Below are 16,959 nucleotides of genomic sequence, written 5' to 3' on the forward strand. Positions count from 1 at the left end.
AAACAAATAGCTGAGGTGTTAGTATGAAAGTTTTGATCACAGGTGGTTATGGGTTCATCGGTTCTTTTGTCGCAGAGAGGTTTTATAAGGAAGGCTATAAAGTTTTCATCTTGGATGATCTCAGTTCAGGCAATCAGAGGAACGTCACATTTCCTCATAAGGCATACGAGCTGGATGTAGCGGATAAAAAATGTGACGAGGTTTTTAAAAGCAACAAGTTCGATGTCGTTGTACATTTAGCGGCCCAAGTGAGTGTTGTTGCATCCATGGAAGACCCCCTGCTGGATTCGAATACGAACATTCTTGGACTCGTGAATATGCTGAAGCTATCGAGCAAATATGGCGTGTCCAAATTTATTTTTGCGTCATCGGCCGCCGTTTACGGCATGAATGAAAATACTCCGTTACATGAAGATTCAGTGTGTGATCCGGTATCTGTTTATGGAATAAACAAGCACATCGGCGAGATGTATTGCCGCAAATGGACGGAAATGTACGGCTTGCGAACGGTAGCCTTTCGCCTGGCGAATGTGTATGGCCCCAGACAAAGTGCAGTAGGGGAAGGCGGCGTCATCTCTACTTTTTTAACCCAGATCAACCATGGAAAAGAAATAGTTTTGCACGGGGACGGCAGTCAAACGAGAGATTTTATTTATGTAGAGGATGTAGCTGACGCCATTTTCCGTTCCGTTACCACGGATGATACCGGGGTGATGAATTTGTCTACCAATCAGGAAAGCAGCATTAATGAGCTGATTGACATTCTCGGGGTGAACCAGTCTCTCCAGGGAATATTACGAAGGAAAAAACGCCCAGGAGACGTAGATAAGTCGGTTTTGGACAATACGAGGGCAAAAAGAAGACTAGACTGGGTTCCGATGTATTCATTGCCGGAGGGGCTGGAAAAAACGGCGCAGTGGTATCAAACGACCCTCGCAGAGAAAGAACAAGAGCAGGAGAGCGATGCGAAGAAAACGATCCATTGGCTCCGTTCATGGGATGTAAGGCCGTACATTGAGAACATTCTCGCTTTTCTTGTGGTGATTTTCGCTACAGTTGGAACGGTTAACAGCGGTGTTTTTGATCTCAAGCTGATTTACATCGTGTTGATAGGCGCGATTTACGGAACGAAGCAATCCCTCTTGTCTGTCATCCTGGCCTGTGGACTTTTCATCGGAGAAAGTTTGCATAACGGGCGCGATGTCGTATCGCTCTTGTATGACGCCAATGTTCTGTTTCATATCGCTGTCTATTTTATTATCGGGATTGCTGTGGGTTATTCGATCGACAAACGCAACAGGGACGTACTGTCCAAAGAACTGCAAAAGCAAGAGCTGGAAGACAAGTATGACTTTTTAAAAGACATTTACAACGATGTCCTGATGGTCAAGCAAGAATTGCAGCAGCAGATCGTGAATTCGGAAGACAGCTTTGGAAAAATCTACAACATCACCAAGGAGCTGGACAGCCTTGAGCCTGAACGCGTATTGCAGAAATCGGTCAAGGTGTTGGAAAGAATCATGAAGTCCGATGAGATCGCAATTTATACGATGAATCAAAATGGCTCCTTCTTGCGATTGATGGCTAAATCAAATAAAGCGGGCTTTGATCTGCCACGCTCGTTGAAAATGAGTGAGCATGCTTATCTTTCTGAATTAATGACAATGAAGAAGATCATCGTGAATAAAGAGCTGCGTCACGACATGCCTCTTATGGCAGCTCCCATTTTTGACAAGGGCAAAATGGTGGCGGTCATTACGCTGCAACAACTTGGATTCGAAAATTTTACGATGTACACCCAAAACCTTTTCCAGGTCGCCGTTCAATTGATTTCTTCCGCGTTGTCGCGTTCACTTCGTTTCTTAAACTCCACACAAAAGGATCGCTACCTAGGAGGCACCTCCATACTGATTCCAGCTTATTTTTCGGCTATGTTGAAGAATAAAAGGGACGCCAAGCAACAGTTGAACACCGATTTTACACTCTTGGCAGTGGACGCTGCGCAAATGGATCATCATACGCTCTCTACCTTTATCGCGAGCTCTCTGCGCGAAGCGGATTATATGGGAATGGACGAAGCAGGAGATGTCTATATCATTCTCTCCAATTCAAACGAGCAAGAAGCCAATATCGTGATTGATCGGCTTGGTAGACTCGGCATTGCAGCGAGAATTGTACAGGAAAAAGACCAGGATCGCTTCTCCCTGAAGGATGGCGCCTATGCTTAATCTAGTCCTCCTCCATGTCTTGGTGACTGTTAGTTACAGTTGGATGCAAAGCCGCGGCAAAAACAAGCAGGTGCTTATTATGCGAATGCTTGTTGCTGGCTTTCTTCCTGTTTTTGGCCTCCTGTTATTGGGGATTACCGATGTGTACAAGCGAACGTCGAAAAAGAATGTGAATGAGCTAATGCTGGAGAGTGATTTGCTTAAACTAGCCGAGGGATCGAATATTTTCCGAAGAGCGGACATGGAAAAGGAAATGAACATCGTTCCAGTTGAGGACATTTTGTTTTTGAACGACACTAGCACGCGCCGAAAGATGCTGATCGATGTCTTGAAAGAGCAGACCATTTGGCAGATCGGCACATTGGAGACAGCCTTGCAAAACGAGGATTCGGAAACGGTTCACTACGCGGCAGCCGCTTTAACGGAAATGCGGCGCAACCTTCAGCTCCAACTGCAGGATTTATCAGTGAAATACGAGGAGAACAAGCAGGATCTTGAGGTTTTACGCGCCTACGCAGACGTTTTGAAGAAGTACTTGGACAGTTCACTGATTGATCAACGCACCTATGTGAAATACAGCTATACGTATTCCTTTGTGCTGGAGTCTTTATTGGACATTTATCAGGAACAGGAAAGCTATTTTGTGGACAAGATCAATTGCGAGCTGGTGAACCAGTCCTATGAAAAAGCCGCACAGTACTGTCAATTGTTTCATGAGTATCATCCAGAAAGCGAACAGCCATATGTCATGTCGCTAAAGCGATTCTTTACGATCAGAGACCATGCAGGGTTTGCGGCAGAAATGAATCGATTAAAAGGCTCTTCGGTTAAAATCTCTCACGCTACGCTGATGATGATCCGCTACTGGAACACCCTGGAAGCGGATGAACAAGACAGTACTTGGAAGGAAGTCGCTGCTGCACAGGAAGCAGGGACGAATTCGAAAGAGATGAGCGATACAAAATGAGAATGACATGGAACAGGAAAAAGAAAAGAGACAGGGAAAAGGACCGAGAATGGAGCGGGGCGAGGTCCAACGATATTCCCGTGAAAAAAAACATCTACCTCATTCTGATCTTTGTGGCGATTCTGGGGATCACCATAGAAGCTACCCGTTCCCAGTTCATCCTCCAGGTGAGCAGTAATAAATCGGGAGGCTCGGGAGTGCAGACTGACGAGCCGAAGCAAAACGCAATCAGCCAGGAGGAAATCGCCAAGCTTGCAAGGGAGCGGTTCCTCATTCTGCATGATTCCAAGGATGAGAGCAGTATGGCAATCGCGAGGAATGTGGAGCAAGTACTGCGGTATATGAAAAAGGAGTACGATCTCGCAGACGTTAAGCAATTTTCGAAGCCCGATTCTCAATACATGACGGTCATTGTCACCATAGAAAATCTGGGCTTGCTAGCCGATCTGGATGCGATGATGCAATATGCGCACAATGGGGGAAATGTGTTCCTTTCACGTACGCCTGAGTATAACGACAGCTTATATCGCATTTACCGAAAGCTAGGAATCAATTCCATCGATCTCCCTATCGTGACAAACGGCATTCAGATGACATCCAATCTCTTGATCCAAGGAGAAGATGCAAAAATCGGGGCGGAGTCCATTGTTAATTCCTCGATTCCTGTAGAGCTGGATAGGAAAGCAAAAGTACATGCAGTTTCTGCCGACAATATGCCACTGCTATGGGAGGCCCAGCATGGACAGGGAAAGTTTCTGGTCTATAACGGGACGAATATGCAATCTGCAATGAACAGAGGACTGATTGCTGGTGGCATCAGTTTACTGAATCAAGATTTCATGTACCCCATTTTCAATATGAAAATCACGTATATTGACGACTTTCCCGCTCCCTTTCGTCAGGGAATCGAGCCGAATATTTACCGCGAGTACCGCAAAGATATTCCCAGCTTCTTTCGGGATGTGTGGTGGCCCGACATGATCAAGCTTGCTGCTGATTATGATGTGACCTACACGGGAGCGATTATCAAAACATACAATAACCGAGTTGCCGCCCCCTTCACAGATGAGGAAGGAACGGATTCGAACAATCTGATTACGTACGGCAGGGATTTGTTGAAATTGGGTGGTGAATTGGGTATCCACGGATACAATCATCAATCGCTGGTTACTGATCAAGCGACGGCGAGCCATTACGAGTATAAGGCTTGGCCTGATGAAGCAAGCATGGCTGAGTCACTTGCATACCTGGACGATTATATCAGGAAGGCCTTCTCGTCATACGACGTACAGGTGTATGTCCCGCCTTCCAACGTGTTGGGAGCGGAAGGGCGTCGAGCGCTGAAAAAGTCCTTCCCTGATCTGAGAGTCATTGCCTCCTTATATGCGGAATCAGACAGCACGCACGAATACATCCAGGAGTTTTCCGTTGCCGAGGATCGCATCGTAGAGCTGCCGCGTATTACCTCGGGATACAGTCGCACAGACATTCATGATTGGTACATAGCGAATGCGATCACATCCATCGGTGTTTTTTCTCATTTTGTTCACCCAGACGATGTGTTGGACAAGGAGAGAAGCAATAACAAGTCGTGGCCGGAATTGGTAAAAGACTTTCAACTCATGATGGAAGAGCTTTACCAGCAGTATCCATGGCTGCGTAGCCAGACTGCTTCCGAAGCTGCAGCAAGCCTTGAGAGCTATTTGCAGACGGATGTGTATATCGCGCATACAGATAAAAAAATGACAGGATACATGAACAATTTCTCCGACGAAATGTATTACATCTTGCGGACAAACAAAAAAATGACGAGCTTGGTCAATTGCACGGTAGAAAAAATAGAGGAAGGCGCCTATCTTGTACATGCAACGGGTGCAAAATTTGAAATAGGACTGGAAGAGTAAGCGATGAAAATTTGTCTGATTGCCGAAGGATCTTACCCTTTTATTACAGGGGGCGTCTCTAGTTGGATTCATTCCTTAATCGCTAGTATGCCAGAGCATGAATTTATCATTTATGCGATTGGTGCAGAAGAGAAAAACAGGGGGAAATACGTCTATCAGCTCCCTGCAAATGTGGTGGAAATCAAAGAGGTATTTCTGGATGCCTATCTCAAAGAAGAGGCTGCACTGGGCAAGCGTCTAGGGCTAACTGAGGATGAGCAGCAAGCGGTGCTTTCGTTGCTTGATGGCAGTAAGGGTGACTGGCACGCTCTTTTTTCCGTGTTGTCAGGGAGTAAGGTGCCATCCGTAGCCGAGTTGCTTACAAGCAAGGACTTTTTCGAGGTAATCCAGCGGCTTTGCGAGCAAAAATACCCGCAAATTCCCTTCACCGAAATGATCTGGATGATTCGCTCAATGGTGTTGCCGCTATGTCTGGTCATTCAAAACGGCATGCCGCAAGCGGATTTGTATCACAGTGTTTGTACGGGATATGGCGGTGTAGCAGGGAGTCTCGGGAAGTATTTGCATGCAAAGCCGTTTTTGCTGACGGAGCATGGAATCTATACCCGCGAGCGGGAAGAAGAAATTATCAAGGCAAACTGGATTAAGGGTCACTTTAAAGATATTTGGATCGATTATTTTCATAACCTTTCTGCATGTGCCTACTCCTACGCGGATGAGGTAATCTCGTTGTTTGAGCGAAACAAGGAAATTCAGATTGAGCTAGGCTGTGATCCTTCCAAAGTATCAGTGATCCCAAACGGTGTAAAAGTGAGCGACTATGCAGACATCGTGGAGGAAAAAAAGAACGACGCAATAACTATTGGCGCTGTCGTCCGCGTGGTACCCATCAAGGATATTAAAACAATGCTGCACAGCTTCGGGCTCGTCAAAGAACAGGTGCCACACGCACGCTTTGTCATCATGGGCCCGACAGATGAAGACGAGGAGTACTACACAGAATGCCTGCAATTGGTCGAAAGCCTGCAGCTGGAGGATGTTACGTTTACGGGTGCGGTCAATGTGAAAGAGTATCTCGGAAAAATGGACATGCTTGTTTTGACCAGCATCAGTGAAGGACAACCGCTCGTTATTTTGGAAGGAATGGCATGCAGAAAACCCTTCGTCACAACGGACGTGGGAAGCTGTCGGGAATTGTTGTACGGCAATGGTGACAACTATGGCAACGCAGGGATAACGGTACCCGTCATGCATTTTACTCAAATTGCTCAAGCGATCATTACGTTATGCCAAAACGAGCCCATGAGACGGCGTATGGGCAGATGTGGCTTCCAGCGAGTATCGACTATTTACACACATGGGAATTTCTTGGCGGGATATCGCAATATGTATCGGAAATACGAGGTGTAAGAAACATGGCGGGCATTGGCTTTGAACTGAAGAAAATGTTTCGGAATAAAGGGTATTTGTCCAGTGTGAAGGCGTATGCATTTTCTTCGCTGGTCACAGTCGGACCGATGCTGATTTGTATGGTAATGATTACGGTGCTACAGCAAATCCTTCTTCAATTGAATGTCAGCTATTTGGAAAGGATGTCTTTTTTAGCAGCTGTCGTTTATGCATTCGTGTTTTCGCTGTTAATTACCTGCGGCTTTTCCATGGTCATTTCTCGCTATATTGCAGACAAAATTTACTTGCGTGAGTATAACGACATCATTGCGTCTTTGTATGGAGTTATCGCTGTTTGTCTAGGTTTGGGGGGAATTATGGGCGGTGCTTTTTACTGGCTCGCGCCTCTGCCGTCTGGCTTCAAACTCGTAGCCTACCTTCTTTTTGTTGAATTGATCGTCGTATGGCTGCAATCCGCCTACTTGTCCGCATTAAAGGATTATATGCGCATCATTCGTGGGTATTTGGCTGCTGTTGCCGTTACGCTTCTGGCTGCGTTTCTGCTGTTGAATCTGACTGAGCTGGAAAAAGGGATCGCGATGCTGATTTCTTTGGATCTCGGCTTTTTTACGATGATCGTCCTCTCTATGATTCATCTTGAGAGTTTTTTCCCGAAGCGGGAGAGGAATTATTTTGATTTCCTGAAGTACGTGAAAAAGTACCCAAGTCTGCTTGGTGTGGGTCTTTTTTGTTCTCTTGGTTTTTATGTGCACCATTTTATTTACTGGCTGGGGAGTCCGTTGCAGGAGGTCGTGGCGGATACTTACGTGATTGCGCCTTTTTACGACGTGCCAGCGTTCTACGCTTCCTTGAGCATATTGCCTACCATGGTCATGTTTGTGGTATCTGTGGAGACTGCTTTTTACGAGAAGTACCGAGCGTATTACGGAACGATATTGGGCACAGGCTCGGTGCAGGATATCAAGCGGGCGAAAACAGATATGGTTCAAACGTTGATGCAGGAGCTCAGCTTCATGATGGAGGTGCAGCTGTTCTTTTCCTTCGTTGCACTGGCTCTAGGCATTACGCTGCTTCCGCATATCGGTTTTACGTCCGATCAAATGGAGAGGTACAACATATTGGTCATTGCGGGGTATTTGTACGCTGTTATGTTTGTGATCGTGCTGATGTTGCTCTATTTTGACGATCGGAAGGGAGCGCTTACGGTGACAACCTTATTTCTCGTCAGTACCGTTGTCATCACCATAGCGATGTTGCCCCTTCATAACTACGGTTTTTCATTTTTTATTGCTTCGTTTCTTGCACTGGTAGCCGGTCTCGGCAGGTTGATCTATTACTTGAAAAATATCGATTATTACACCTACTGCCTACAGCCGCTCTTTGTCAAAGGAAAGCGAGTGGAATAGATGGTTACGTATAGATTGGGGAGGACTTAGGTTGAAGAAAAAACGATTGATACTGAGCCTGCTCGTAGCATTAGGAGTAGTATCGACTGGTTGTACACAGGATTCTCCTGAACAGCCAGTGTCAGACAACTCGCCAGCAACGAGTCAGGTGGCGTCAACTCAGCAGATGAACGAGGGTCTGCTTGAGAATAGAAGCGTATACGATCAGGATGTTGACGGGAGCATCGTCCATTTATATGTGACGGTAGTCAACGAAGAAAATTCGAAACTGAAGACGACCACCTTTACGGAACTCAATCTAGCTCCTAGCGGACGGAATGAAAAGGGAGAAGATCTCCAGGCCAAAGTCATTATGCAGGAAGGGACGGCGGAGGGGCCAGCCCAGGGGTACTTTGGTTTTGGCGAGACAAGAGCGAACGGAACGATTGAGCTGCGGGGGGAATCGAGCAGAAGAGCGGAACAAAAATCGTACAAAATCCGTTTGTTCGACAGCGCCGGATACTGGCGGGATCAGCGCAACATCAACTTAAGCAAGCATAAGTCTGACATGACGCGTGTTCGACAAAAGCTTAGCTTTGATTATTTCGAGCAAATGCCCAATATGACCAGTTTACGGACGCAGTTCGTTCAAGTAAAAGTCAAGGATTTGACCAAAAAAAATCCGGACCGGGACTATGTTGATTACGGTTTGTTCACTCAAATTGAACAGCCGAACAAAACATTTTTGCAGGCGCACGGATTGGACCGAAACGGAAATTTGTACAAGGCAATTGATTTCGAGTTCCACCGCTACGAGGATCAAATCAAGCTGGCAACTGATCCTACCTACGACAAGAAAGCATTTGAGAAAATTTTGGAGATCAAAGGCAGCGAGAACCATGAAAAGCTCATTTCGATGCTGGACGATCTTCACAATCCTGCAATCAATACACAAGACTTTTTGGACAAGCATTTTGATCGGGAGAACTACTATACATGGCTGGCATCCAACCTGTTGATGGGGAATCACGACACGGCTGTTCATAATTTTTACTTGTACAGCCCTAGCAACTCCAACAAGTGGTATTTCCTACCTTGGGACTACGACGCATCGTGGGGATTTTTTGAAGAAGAGCTCAAGCGAAGCCCGGAAAAAGGGCTAGGACAATGGCAGTTTGGCATTTCCGACTACTGGGTGTCGAATTTGCATCGCCGCATCTTTAAAGATCCTGAAAACATCAAAACGCTTAACGAAAAGGTTGAGGAAGTCAGCAAGATCATTACGAAGGAGCAAACGGAAAAATACTTGAAGAGCTATTATCCGATTGTGAGCAAATATGTGCTGCAACAACCTGATTTATATAATTTACCGTTGGATGTCTCCTATTTTCACAATGAGCAAGCACTTCTCTCTGGTGAACCGGAGCGTAACCAAAAGAGGTATTATGAACGCCAAGAGAATCCGATGCCCTTTTTTATGGGGGAGCCAAGAAAAGAAGGAGATAAGCTCATTTTTGCCTGGGACCATTCCTATGATCTGCAAGGTGACGATTTGACCTACGACTTTGCCGTCAGTTACGATCCTGCGTTTACGAAGATACACGCGCAGGCCAAGGGGCTGACAGGGGTCCAATACACCATAAACGATCCGGGTAAAGGCCGCTTTTTCTGGCGCGTGATTGTTCGGGACAGCAAAGGGAACGCACAGACGGCATTTGACAGGGTAGAGTCCGAGGATGCGCTTTATCATGGGGTGAAGGAGTTCGTATTGAAATGAAAGGAATACAGAGCACAGGCATCCAGCTCGGCAACAAGCGATTGAGGCATGAGTTGAAGTATTATCTTCGGCTGAGTCATTACGAGCCGCTGCGACAGAAATTGCGTCTGATCGCGACTCCTGACCCTTATTCTGTAAGTGAGGAAGGGTATCATATTCGTAGCTTGTACTTTGACGACTTTCACGACACGGCTCTCTATGAAAAAAACTACGGGGTTTTTCAAAGAAAAAAGTATCGCATTCGCATCTACAACAAAAGTGATGCAGTCATCAAAATGGAGCGAAAGAGCAAGTTCGGAGGATACATTTGCAAAGAATCAGCGTCGATCACGCGGGATGAATATGAACTGATTTTGGCTGGCGATGTTGAGTTTCTGCGAGAGACGGAAAGTGCTGTGCTACGAGATTTTTATTTATCGTGCAAAAATCATCTGTTTCGGCCTCGCGTCATTACGGATTATGTTCGAGAGGCGTATTTGGTGAGAGAAGGGAATGTCAGAATTACGTTTGATAAGTATTTGAAGGCAAACGTCAATTCACTCGATATTTTTGACGAAAACATCATGATGGTCAGAGCTATTCATCAGCCCATGATGATCATGGAAGTGAAGTACGATCAATTCCTGCCGTTCAATATTAGACATCTGCTACAAAACCTGAGTAATCAGCGATCGGCTATCTCCAAATATGTCATTTGCAGAGAGGAGACCAAAAAATACTATAATCTTTAGTGTGAGGAGAAGTCGGGAAACTATGGATACTACCAATACGATTAATTTTCAAGATATCATCAAAAAAAGTGTCTTAAAAATGGATCAATTCGCCAGCATCTCGATCATTGATACCATCATTGGGCTTGTGCTGTCGGGATTGATAGGTTTGTTCATCTACTATATTTATAAAAAAACGTTTCGCGGTGTCGTCTATACACATACCTTTAACATCACGCTAGTGGCAATGGCGATGCTTACTTGCCTGATTATCATGACGATTAGCACCAATATCGTGCTCTCTCTCGGGATGGTCGGCGCGTTGAGCATCGTGCGGTTCCGTACTGCCATCAAAGACCCATTGGATATTGTTTTCATGTTTTGGTCGATCTCGGTAGGTATTGCGACGGGAGCGGGTGTGTACCCGGTTTCCGTCCTGGGATCACTGGTGGTGGCGGCTGTCATTGTCGTGTTATCCAAGCGGCAAATGAAAGATGTTGCCTATCTGCTCATTATCAACTATCACGATCAAGCCAATGACGGGGTTAAATACCAGTTGAACAAACTGAAATACGTCTTGAAGTCAAAGACCGTACACAAAGAGATGGTGGAATTGATTGTGGAAGTCAAAATCAAAGGAGATAATACGGCATTTGTTCAAGATATTTCAGAGGTAGAAGGTGTGAAAAACGTATCATTGGTAAGCTACGATGGCGATTATGCACCATAATGATTAGAAGAAAAAAATCCCTTTCCGACTCCTTTACAGGTGGTCAGGAAGGGATTTTTTTGATGGATCAGTCTCGTACTTGGACCGCACCCAACGTATATCTTCCGTCCGAGCGTTTGCCTTCCATAGCAAATTGAATGCCCGGCTTTTCTGTATGGGGATCGAGGATCGCTACACAGAGGGTGTATGTTCCTTCTGGAAGATCATCCGGGATTTCCAAGCTTTGCTTGACGGTTTTCTTGCCGGGTAGCCATTTGCGGATGTTTTCATCCGTGTTGGTCTTGGCTACGATCTCGCCATCTTCATCCGCGAGTGACAGCTCGAGAATCCACGGGAAATAAAAAGGAGCAACACCGCGGTTTTGCCAATCCATCGTCACAGCGAGGCTGTCTCCGGGCTCGACTGCTTTGGCATGTGTCTCTTTGGTGATGGAGAAGCGGTAGCCAATCGTGTTTAAAAAGCGGTCCAAATATTCTTGTTGCTCGCCGTCTTTTTCGAAACGTGCGGGTGTATTCGGGCCAAGCCAGCTAATATGCGAAGCTTTGGCTTGTGAGATTACCTGGTTAATCGAGGAGCGAGTAAAGTAGCTTGTCAATGAATTGGATGGAGAGAATTCTCCGCCACTTGGCGCATACTTCCAAAAGTCGGGCATGGCAGGCATTTTTTCTTTGGTCAGCCAGGAGACGTAGCCCTTCTGTATCCAGGACAGGTAGCTGTTTGTATCTTCTTTGTTGCCGAACATGTCGTTAAACAGCCCCAGTTTGTACTCCTTGGCAACTGGGTGTGGTCTGCGCATCAGCAGCATGGAATCAGGGAAGTTATCTAGATACGGTTGTACGTACTGATCCGTGATTTCTGTTGCAGGGAAAGGAATTGACGTATCGGTGTGCCATTCTCCCCAGTGACCGACGCTTCCCAGTTGTATGAAAGCAATACGGGGATCGTCCTTGTAGCGCTCTCCCAGAGCGTCAATCAATTCTTTGTGGTACTTGATAATCAATGGATTACTGTAGTTGGGACTGTAGCCTTTGCCATAGTCGTTTCGATACCACTCGCCATCATCAAAATGGTCATTGTCCCCACCGATCTCGTTGTATAGCCAATCCGGTATCTCCATGTCCGATTTTTTATCAGGAAGATCCATAACGATGCGGAGTATGAACTTGACGTCTTTTTCTGTCCATTCTTCAAACCGGATCGCATCTTCGACCTCATCAAAAGCATAATCCCCTTTGGTTGGCTCAAGTATCCTCCAGGTTAGATTGGCATAGACGAGGGTGTGTTCTTGCTCATTATTACTCGTCCGTGAATCGGGAGCCAGTCCCATATAAGGGTTTTGTAGTACGTCTTGGGATGGCTTTGGCGAATAAGTCGCCGTTCCATAACTGGAGGCGGCGGCAGAGGAAGGTAGAATGCAAAAAGCAGCGAGAAGTACGCTGTATAGACCACTTCGGATCTTCATGAGTGCCCCCTAGATCTAGTGAGAGAGTATCATTACTTTTGTTCTGTCTCCTGTTTCCATATGTGATACCACTTGGTGATATGTTCGTTTACAGTAGAGCCGAGTTCAATCTCCCATCGAGAGGTCAAGAGTTGATACTGCTCTTCTACAGCCGCATGATCGTCCAAGGAAGCGTACAACTGCATCAGGAACATGTAGCTGTCTTCTTCAAGCGGGTGCAAATGCTGAATGCGCTGATTGACGTTGATCGCCTCTTGTACTCTGCCGTGGCCCAAATAGAAGCTGCTCATTGTTTTCGCGAGCTGCAGCCACATTCTACGGAGTCTTTCGCGCTCATACTCAGCCCACAAATAGTCGTAATCTCCGAAGTAATCGCCTGTATACGCAGCGAGCACTTGTTCATGCTCCTCCCTACTGGCAAGTGAAAGAGGAGGCAAGTGTCGCAAGCGATTTTCCCATTCTTCCACATCGATCGCAGCTGAATCGATCGTCAATCTATAGCCGCCTTCTAAATTGCCTTTGTTGATCGATATCGTTTGGAGACCATAGCGCTTCAAGGTTTGCCGGATGAGGTAAATCGTCGTATATAGCTGGGTCACGCCTTTGCTTCCATCATAGTCCGGCCACAAAAGCTCGATAATCGAATCCTTGTCGATCATCTTGTTGCGGTGATGCAACAAGTACGCAAACAGCTCGCGGGCTTTATTCGTGCGCCACTTGATATCCTGTGGCTCCTGATTCGACTGGTGAAACAAAATACTATTGAAGCATTGGATGGAAACGACTAATTCTTCTTTAACAGGCTCAGCTTCTTGCGCGGACTTGATTCTCTCACGCAGACGGTCCATTGTCTTTTGCAAGCGTTGAAGTTGTACGGGCTTCATGATGTAATCCAGCGCGCACAGCTCAAAAGCATCAACGGCGTACTTATCGTACCCTGTGACAAATACGATCTCTGGGGAGTTATCGATTCCTTGCAGACGTTCTCCGATCTCCAGTCCACTGATGCGTGGCATATTAATATCTAAAAATACGACATCTGGTTGAAGGGATATTGCTTGGTCGATCGCTTCGAGAGGATTGGTGTAGGCTCCGATTACCTTAACGCCGCCAACATCTTTTTCTAGCAATCGTTGCAGATGCATCAAGGGTAGTTGCTCGTCGTCTACCAATAAGGCTCTCATCCACTGTCTCTCCTTCAAAAATCGATAAAATGCAACAGATTGTCTTACGAATCTGATTTATCCATACTCTCTACTCTATCATCAAAAGAGAGGTTATCCAAACCTTTACAGTGGCAGGAAATGTGAATTTTTAGCAAGTGATGGAGGTCAGAACACGCTCAAGCTCGTCAAATGAAACAAACCGGGCTTGCCGAAATACTTCCTTTCCGTCCATAAACAGCAGGATCGCCGGGGCAGTAAATACGAGATACTCACCGGAAAGAGTGGGCATTTTTTCTATGGATGCAACCATACTTTTCACTTGTGGATATTGTTTCAGCAGTTCTACCGCTCTTGCATAGGTGACATCGCAAACACCGCAGTTTGACGTTTTTATAAACAACAGACTAGTCGGATGACGTTCAATCTCTGCAAGTAGTTCAGTCAGTTCGAGATACTCCTGCACGGTTCGGTACTCCCACCTTTCGTCGCAGTATTTTTCTACTAGAATAGCACAAAAAATGTTTGCCTCATGAAACGACAACGGATGTAATCTCCGAGGCAATGAAAGCGCTTTTCCAAAAAACATCCAAAAAAATTGGATATTCTTGCAACAAATTTCCCTGATATGCAGTCTGTAATGGTGAAATTTTCCTCAAAAAGCAGGAAGGAGGACATATGGTGTTATCTTGGTATGTCATCATTCCCATTCTTTTCGTAATGGCAGTCGCTATGTATACCGACCTACGCCGTCGTCTCATTTACGACTGGCTGACGCTTCCGGGAATTGTATATTTTCTCGTTCTGCATGCATACCTTCATCCAGAGAAATGGCTAACTTATGCGATGGGAGTTATTGTGCTGGGAGGAATTTCATTACTTATGGCGGTGATCAGCAACGGCCAGATGGGCGGAGGAGATATTAAGCTGCTCGCTCTGGTTGGGGCAGCGGTTGGATGGCAAGCGGGGTTGGTCGTGCTAATGCTTACGTATTTGCTTGCGGGAGTCAGCGTGCTTCCCATGTGGGCCATCGCCAAAATGACAGGCAGGATGAAGCTCGGGCGAGAAATTCCGTTGGCTCCATTTGTTGCGGGTGGGACCAGTCTCATGCTGGTAATAATCATGTATTCCTAGTGCCTTTCTCACGAGTTTGTGGGTTTGGAATATTGGCAATAAAACGTCAAAGTATGAACATGAATGGATTTTTCGAAAAAGAGAGGGAATCTTCTGATGTTGGAATCAAAACGTAGGGCAATTATTTTCCTTGTATTATCGTTCCTACTTGCTGCACTTGCGGGTTTTCTGTTTCTGCAAAAAATCAAGGATTTGAATGCGCAACTGGGCGAAATGGTGGAAATATACGAAGCAAATGCAGATATTCCATCTCGGGCACTGATTCAACCCGACCAATTGACGGTAAGGGAAATCCCCAAAAAGTACGCGGATGATTCGTACGTCATCGATAAAGCTAGTTTGAAAAATCAAGTCACGATCGTTCCCTTGTCAAAGGGAGACATCATTACGAAAAATATCATGAAGCCAGCCAATGTTGTACGGGACCAGAACAACAGGCTCGTGACGGTGTTTTCATCGAGCAATGTCGTCTTCGACCAGGAGCTGGAGGCGTTAGACCGGGTGGACATCATCATCTCGCATGAGGTGAACGGGAAGCCGGTGACGGAAGTGTTCATGAAAGACGTGCCAGTCGCCATGGTGGCCAAATCGGAGAACAGCTTCAAGGGGGTAGCTCTCGAGCTGCCGTTCGAGGAAGCGCCGAAATTCATTCACCAGCAGCATTATGCCCAGATGGTTCGCATTTTGAAAGCGAATGTGGGCAAAGGAGACTTGGGTATTCCCGATCCGTTTGTGGAGCCCAATCCGGAACAGACAAAACCGCCTGGCAAACCTGCGACACCGCCTGTTACACCACCAGCAGCAGGGCAGCCGGCAGTAAAGTCACCACCGACAGTTCCGGCCCAGCCTCCAACGAAACCAACTTCGGTACCACCGCAGCCAACTAATCAACCACCGAAAACCGGAGGGTAAGTCATGAACAAAGATATGAAAATTCTCGTCGTTGCGGATTATGACTCTGTAAAAGACATGCTGAGGGACATTCTGACTCCGTATGAGCAAGTACGTTACACGACTTCCATTGAAGTGAAAAAAGAAATTGACCGGATTGGACCCGATGTCGTCTTGCTTGTGCAGCCGGAAGACGGAGCAGGAGTAGAGCTGGTGCAGTACATACAAGGCGAGCTCCCGGAGGGCATACTCATTTATCTCACGGAAAGACAGGACTTTGTCCTGCTGCGAGATGTTGTCCGCGCGGGTGCAGTGGAATACATCGTGATGCCTGATGAGCTCAACCTGTTATCCGATCGTCTCGACAAAATATCAGATTTATCTCAGATCAAACAGAGAAAAAAGGGCACGGATGCATCGAGCAAAGCTTTCGTGCGAGGTCGGGGAAAGGTGTACTCCTTTTACAGTGGAAAAGGAGGAAGCGGACGAACCCAACTGGCAACGGGCTTTGCGCAAGCATTGAAGCTGGAATCTACGGCGAGTGTGTTGCTGATCGATCTCAATCTCCAATACGGTGGAATCGAAACCTTCTTGTCATTTGACAACAACCGTACATTGGGCGATCTTATGCCGGTTATGGACGAAATCAACGAATTTCATATTCGCAATGTGGCCCAGAGGGAGAACCATTCCAAGCTGGAGGTGCTGGTCAGCCCGCGAGATGCCGAGACGGCGGAGAATATGTCCGAGGCATTTGTCACCAGGTTGATCCGTGCTAGCCGCCGCAGTTATGACTTTGTGATTATCGACCTGCCAACGCATATGAACGAGCTTACCTTTGCCGCTTTGTCAGAGTCGGACATGATTTATTACGTGATGAATCTGGATACACCGTCCGTTCAAATTTATCGACTCGTGGAAGACTTGTTCCAACGTCTGCGAATTGATACTACAGGCAGGCTCGAAGTGGTCGTCAATCAGGTGGGAAGGGATAATGAACTGAATGTGTCTGATTTGAAAGGATTATTCGCCGCACCGATTACCGCTGAAATCAGCAGAGATCATCAAGGAGTGCAAGCAGCTGTCAATCAAGGCCGACCGTTACAAAAGGAAGCGAATGAGAAGAAGCTCTCCCCTGCTGCGAAAGACATCCGAAAATGGGTACTCAAGAAACTGTCATAAAGAGCAAGTTCAAAAA

The 16,959-nt window shown here is 46.4% G+C and carries 14 protein-coding genes; 11 read left to right on the forward strand and 3 right to left on the reverse strand.

Annotated features, from left to right (window positions below):
* The first annotated feature begins 23 nt into the window (after positions 1-23).
* From ACM6JA_RS01190 to ACM6JA_RS01225, 8 genes are all read left to right on the forward strand, one after another.
* Positions 24-2,228, forward strand: a complete 2,205-nt coding sequence (locus ACM6JA_RS01190) for an NAD-dependent epimerase/dehydratase family protein (protein ID WP_414850807.1) — start codon at positions 24-26, stop codon at positions 2,226-2,228.
* Complete coding sequence (locus ACM6JA_RS01195) at positions 2,221-3,195, forward strand: hypothetical protein (protein WP_414850808.1); 975 nt, start codon at positions 2,221-2,223, stop codon at positions 3,193-3,195. The genes ACM6JA_RS01190 and ACM6JA_RS01195 overlap by 8 nt, the downstream gene beginning before the upstream one ends.
* Before the next feature lie 80 nt (positions 3,196-3,275).
* On the forward strand, positions 3,276-5,099 hold the full coding sequence (locus tag ACM6JA_RS01200) for a DUF2194 domain-containing protein (RefSeq protein ID WP_414850809.1): 1,824 nt from the start codon (positions 3,276-3,278) through the stop codon (positions 5,097-5,099).
* Between the two features lie 3 nt (positions 5,100-5,102).
* Complete coding sequence (pelF, locus tag ACM6JA_RS01205; protein ID WP_414850810.1) at positions 5,103-6,509, forward strand: GT4 family glycosyltransferase PelF; 1,407 nt, start codon at positions 5,103-5,105, stop codon at positions 6,507-6,509.
* Between the two features lie 5 nt (positions 6,510-6,514).
* Complete coding sequence (pelG, locus tag ACM6JA_RS01210; protein ID WP_414850811.1) at positions 6,515-7,915, forward strand: exopolysaccharide Pel transporter PelG; 1,401 nt, start codon at positions 6,515-6,517, stop codon at positions 7,913-7,915.
* Between the two features lie 31 nt (positions 7,916-7,946).
* Positions 7,947-9,671 (forward strand): CotH kinase family protein, encoded by a 1,725-nt coding sequence (locus tag ACM6JA_RS01215; RefSeq protein WP_414850812.1) that lies wholly within the window; start codon positions 7,947-7,949, stop codon positions 9,669-9,671.
* Positions 9,668-10,402 carry a polyphosphate polymerase domain-containing protein gene (locus ACM6JA_RS01220; RefSeq protein WP_007717248.1) on the forward strand — a complete coding sequence of 245 codons (735 nt, stop codon included), beginning with the start codon at positions 9,668-9,670 and terminating at the stop codon, positions 10,400-10,402. Before ACM6JA_RS01215 ends, ACM6JA_RS01220 begins: the two co-directional genes overlap by 4 nt.
* A gap of 22 nt (positions 10,403-10,424) precedes the next feature.
* On the forward strand, positions 10,425-11,111 hold the full coding sequence (locus ACM6JA_RS01225) for a DUF4956 domain-containing protein (protein ID WP_414850813.1): 687 nt from the start codon (positions 10,425-10,427) through the stop codon (positions 11,109-11,111).
* Positions 11,112-11,178: 67 nt separating this feature from the next.
* Here ACM6JA_RS01225 and ACM6JA_RS01230 read toward each other — a convergent pair whose 3' ends face one another.
* The 3 genes from ACM6JA_RS01230 to ACM6JA_RS01240 all read right to left on the reverse strand — a co-directional run bounded on the left by ACM6JA_RS01230 (position 11,179) and on the right by ACM6JA_RS01240 (position 14,202).
* Positions 11,179-12,573 (reverse strand): DUF4832 domain-containing protein, encoded by a 1,395-nt coding sequence (locus tag ACM6JA_RS01230; RefSeq protein ID WP_414850814.1) that lies wholly within the window; start codon positions 12,571-12,573, stop codon positions 11,179-11,181.
* A gap of 32 nt (positions 12,574-12,605) precedes the next feature.
* Positions 12,606-13,757 carry a response regulator gene (locus ACM6JA_RS01235; protein ID WP_414850815.1) on the reverse strand — a complete coding sequence of 384 codons (1,152 nt, stop codon included), beginning with the start codon at positions 13,755-13,757 and terminating at the stop codon, positions 12,606-12,608.
* A 130-nt stretch (positions 13,758-13,887) separates the two neighbouring features.
* Positions 13,888-14,202, reverse strand: a complete 315-nt coding sequence (locus tag ACM6JA_RS01240) for a thioredoxin family protein (protein ID WP_414850816.1) — start codon at positions 14,200-14,202, stop codon at positions 13,888-13,890.
* Between the two features lie 212 nt (positions 14,203-14,414).
* Between ACM6JA_RS01240 and ACM6JA_RS01245 the strand changes: the two genes are divergently transcribed.
* The 3 genes from ACM6JA_RS01245 to ACM6JA_RS01255 all read left to right on the forward strand — a co-directional run bounded on the left by ACM6JA_RS01245 (position 14,415) and on the right by ACM6JA_RS01255 (position 16,943).
* Complete coding sequence (locus tag ACM6JA_RS01245; RefSeq protein WP_414850817.1) at positions 14,415-14,870, forward strand: prepilin peptidase; 456 nt, start codon at positions 14,415-14,417, stop codon at positions 14,868-14,870.
* 96 nt (positions 14,871-14,966) lie between these two features.
* Complete coding sequence (locus ACM6JA_RS01250) at positions 14,967-15,782, forward strand: flp pilus assembly protein CpaB (protein WP_414850818.1); 816 nt, start codon at positions 14,967-14,969, stop codon at positions 15,780-15,782.
* A 3-nt stretch (positions 15,783-15,785) separates the two neighbouring features.
* A complete protein-coding gene (locus ACM6JA_RS01255; protein ID WP_414850819.1) occupies positions 15,786-16,943 on the forward strand; it encodes an AAA family ATPase in 1,158 nt (385 codons plus the stop codon).
* Positions 16,944-16,959: the final 16 nt, after the last annotated feature.

The organism is Brevibacillus sp. IT-7CA2 (assembly GCF_949767855.1).
Taxonomy (GTDB): Bacteria; Bacillota; Bacilli; order Brevibacillales; family Brevibacillaceae; genus Brevibacillus.

Coding starts and splice junctions, on each gene's coding strand:
- ACM6JA_RS01230 (WP_414850814.1), bottom strand. CDS start 12,573: ATGAAGATCCGAAGTGGTCTATACAGCGTACTTCTCGCTGCTTTTTGC.
- ACM6JA_RS01250 (WP_414850818.1), top strand. CDS start 14,967: ATGTTGGAATCAAAACGTAGGGCAATTATTTTCCTTGTATTATCGTTC.
- ACM6JA_RS01245 (WP_414850817.1), top strand. CDS start 14,415: ATGGTGTTATCTTGGTATGTCATCATTCCCATTCTTTTCGTAATGGCA.
- ACM6JA_RS01225 (WP_414850813.1), top strand. CDS start 10,425: ATGGATACTACCAATACGATTAATTTTCAAGATATCATCAAAAAAAGT.
- ACM6JA_RS01220 (WP_007717248.1), top strand. CDS start 9,668: ATGAAAGGAATACAGAGCACAGGCATCCAGCTCGGCAACAAGCGATTG.
- pelG (WP_414850811.1), top strand. CDS start 6,515: ATGGCGGGCATTGGCTTTGAACTGAAGAAAATGTTTCGGAATAAAGGG.
- ACM6JA_RS01255 (WP_414850819.1), top strand. CDS start 15,786: ATGAACAAAGATATGAAAATTCTCGTCGTTGCGGATTATGACTCTGTA.
- ACM6JA_RS01195 (WP_414850808.1), top strand. CDS start 2,221: ATGCTTAATCTAGTCCTCCTCCATGTCTTGGTGACTGTTAGTTACAGT.
- pelF (WP_414850810.1), top strand. CDS start 5,103: ATGAAAATTTGTCTGATTGCCGAAGGATCTTACCCTTTTATTACAGGG.
- ACM6JA_RS01235 (WP_414850815.1), bottom strand. CDS start 13,757: ATGAGAGCCTTATTGGTAGACGACGAGCAACTACCCTTGATGCATCTG.
- ACM6JA_RS01190 (WP_414850807.1), top strand. CDS start 24: ATGAAAGTTTTGATCACAGGTGGTTATGGGTTCATCGGTTCTTTTGTC.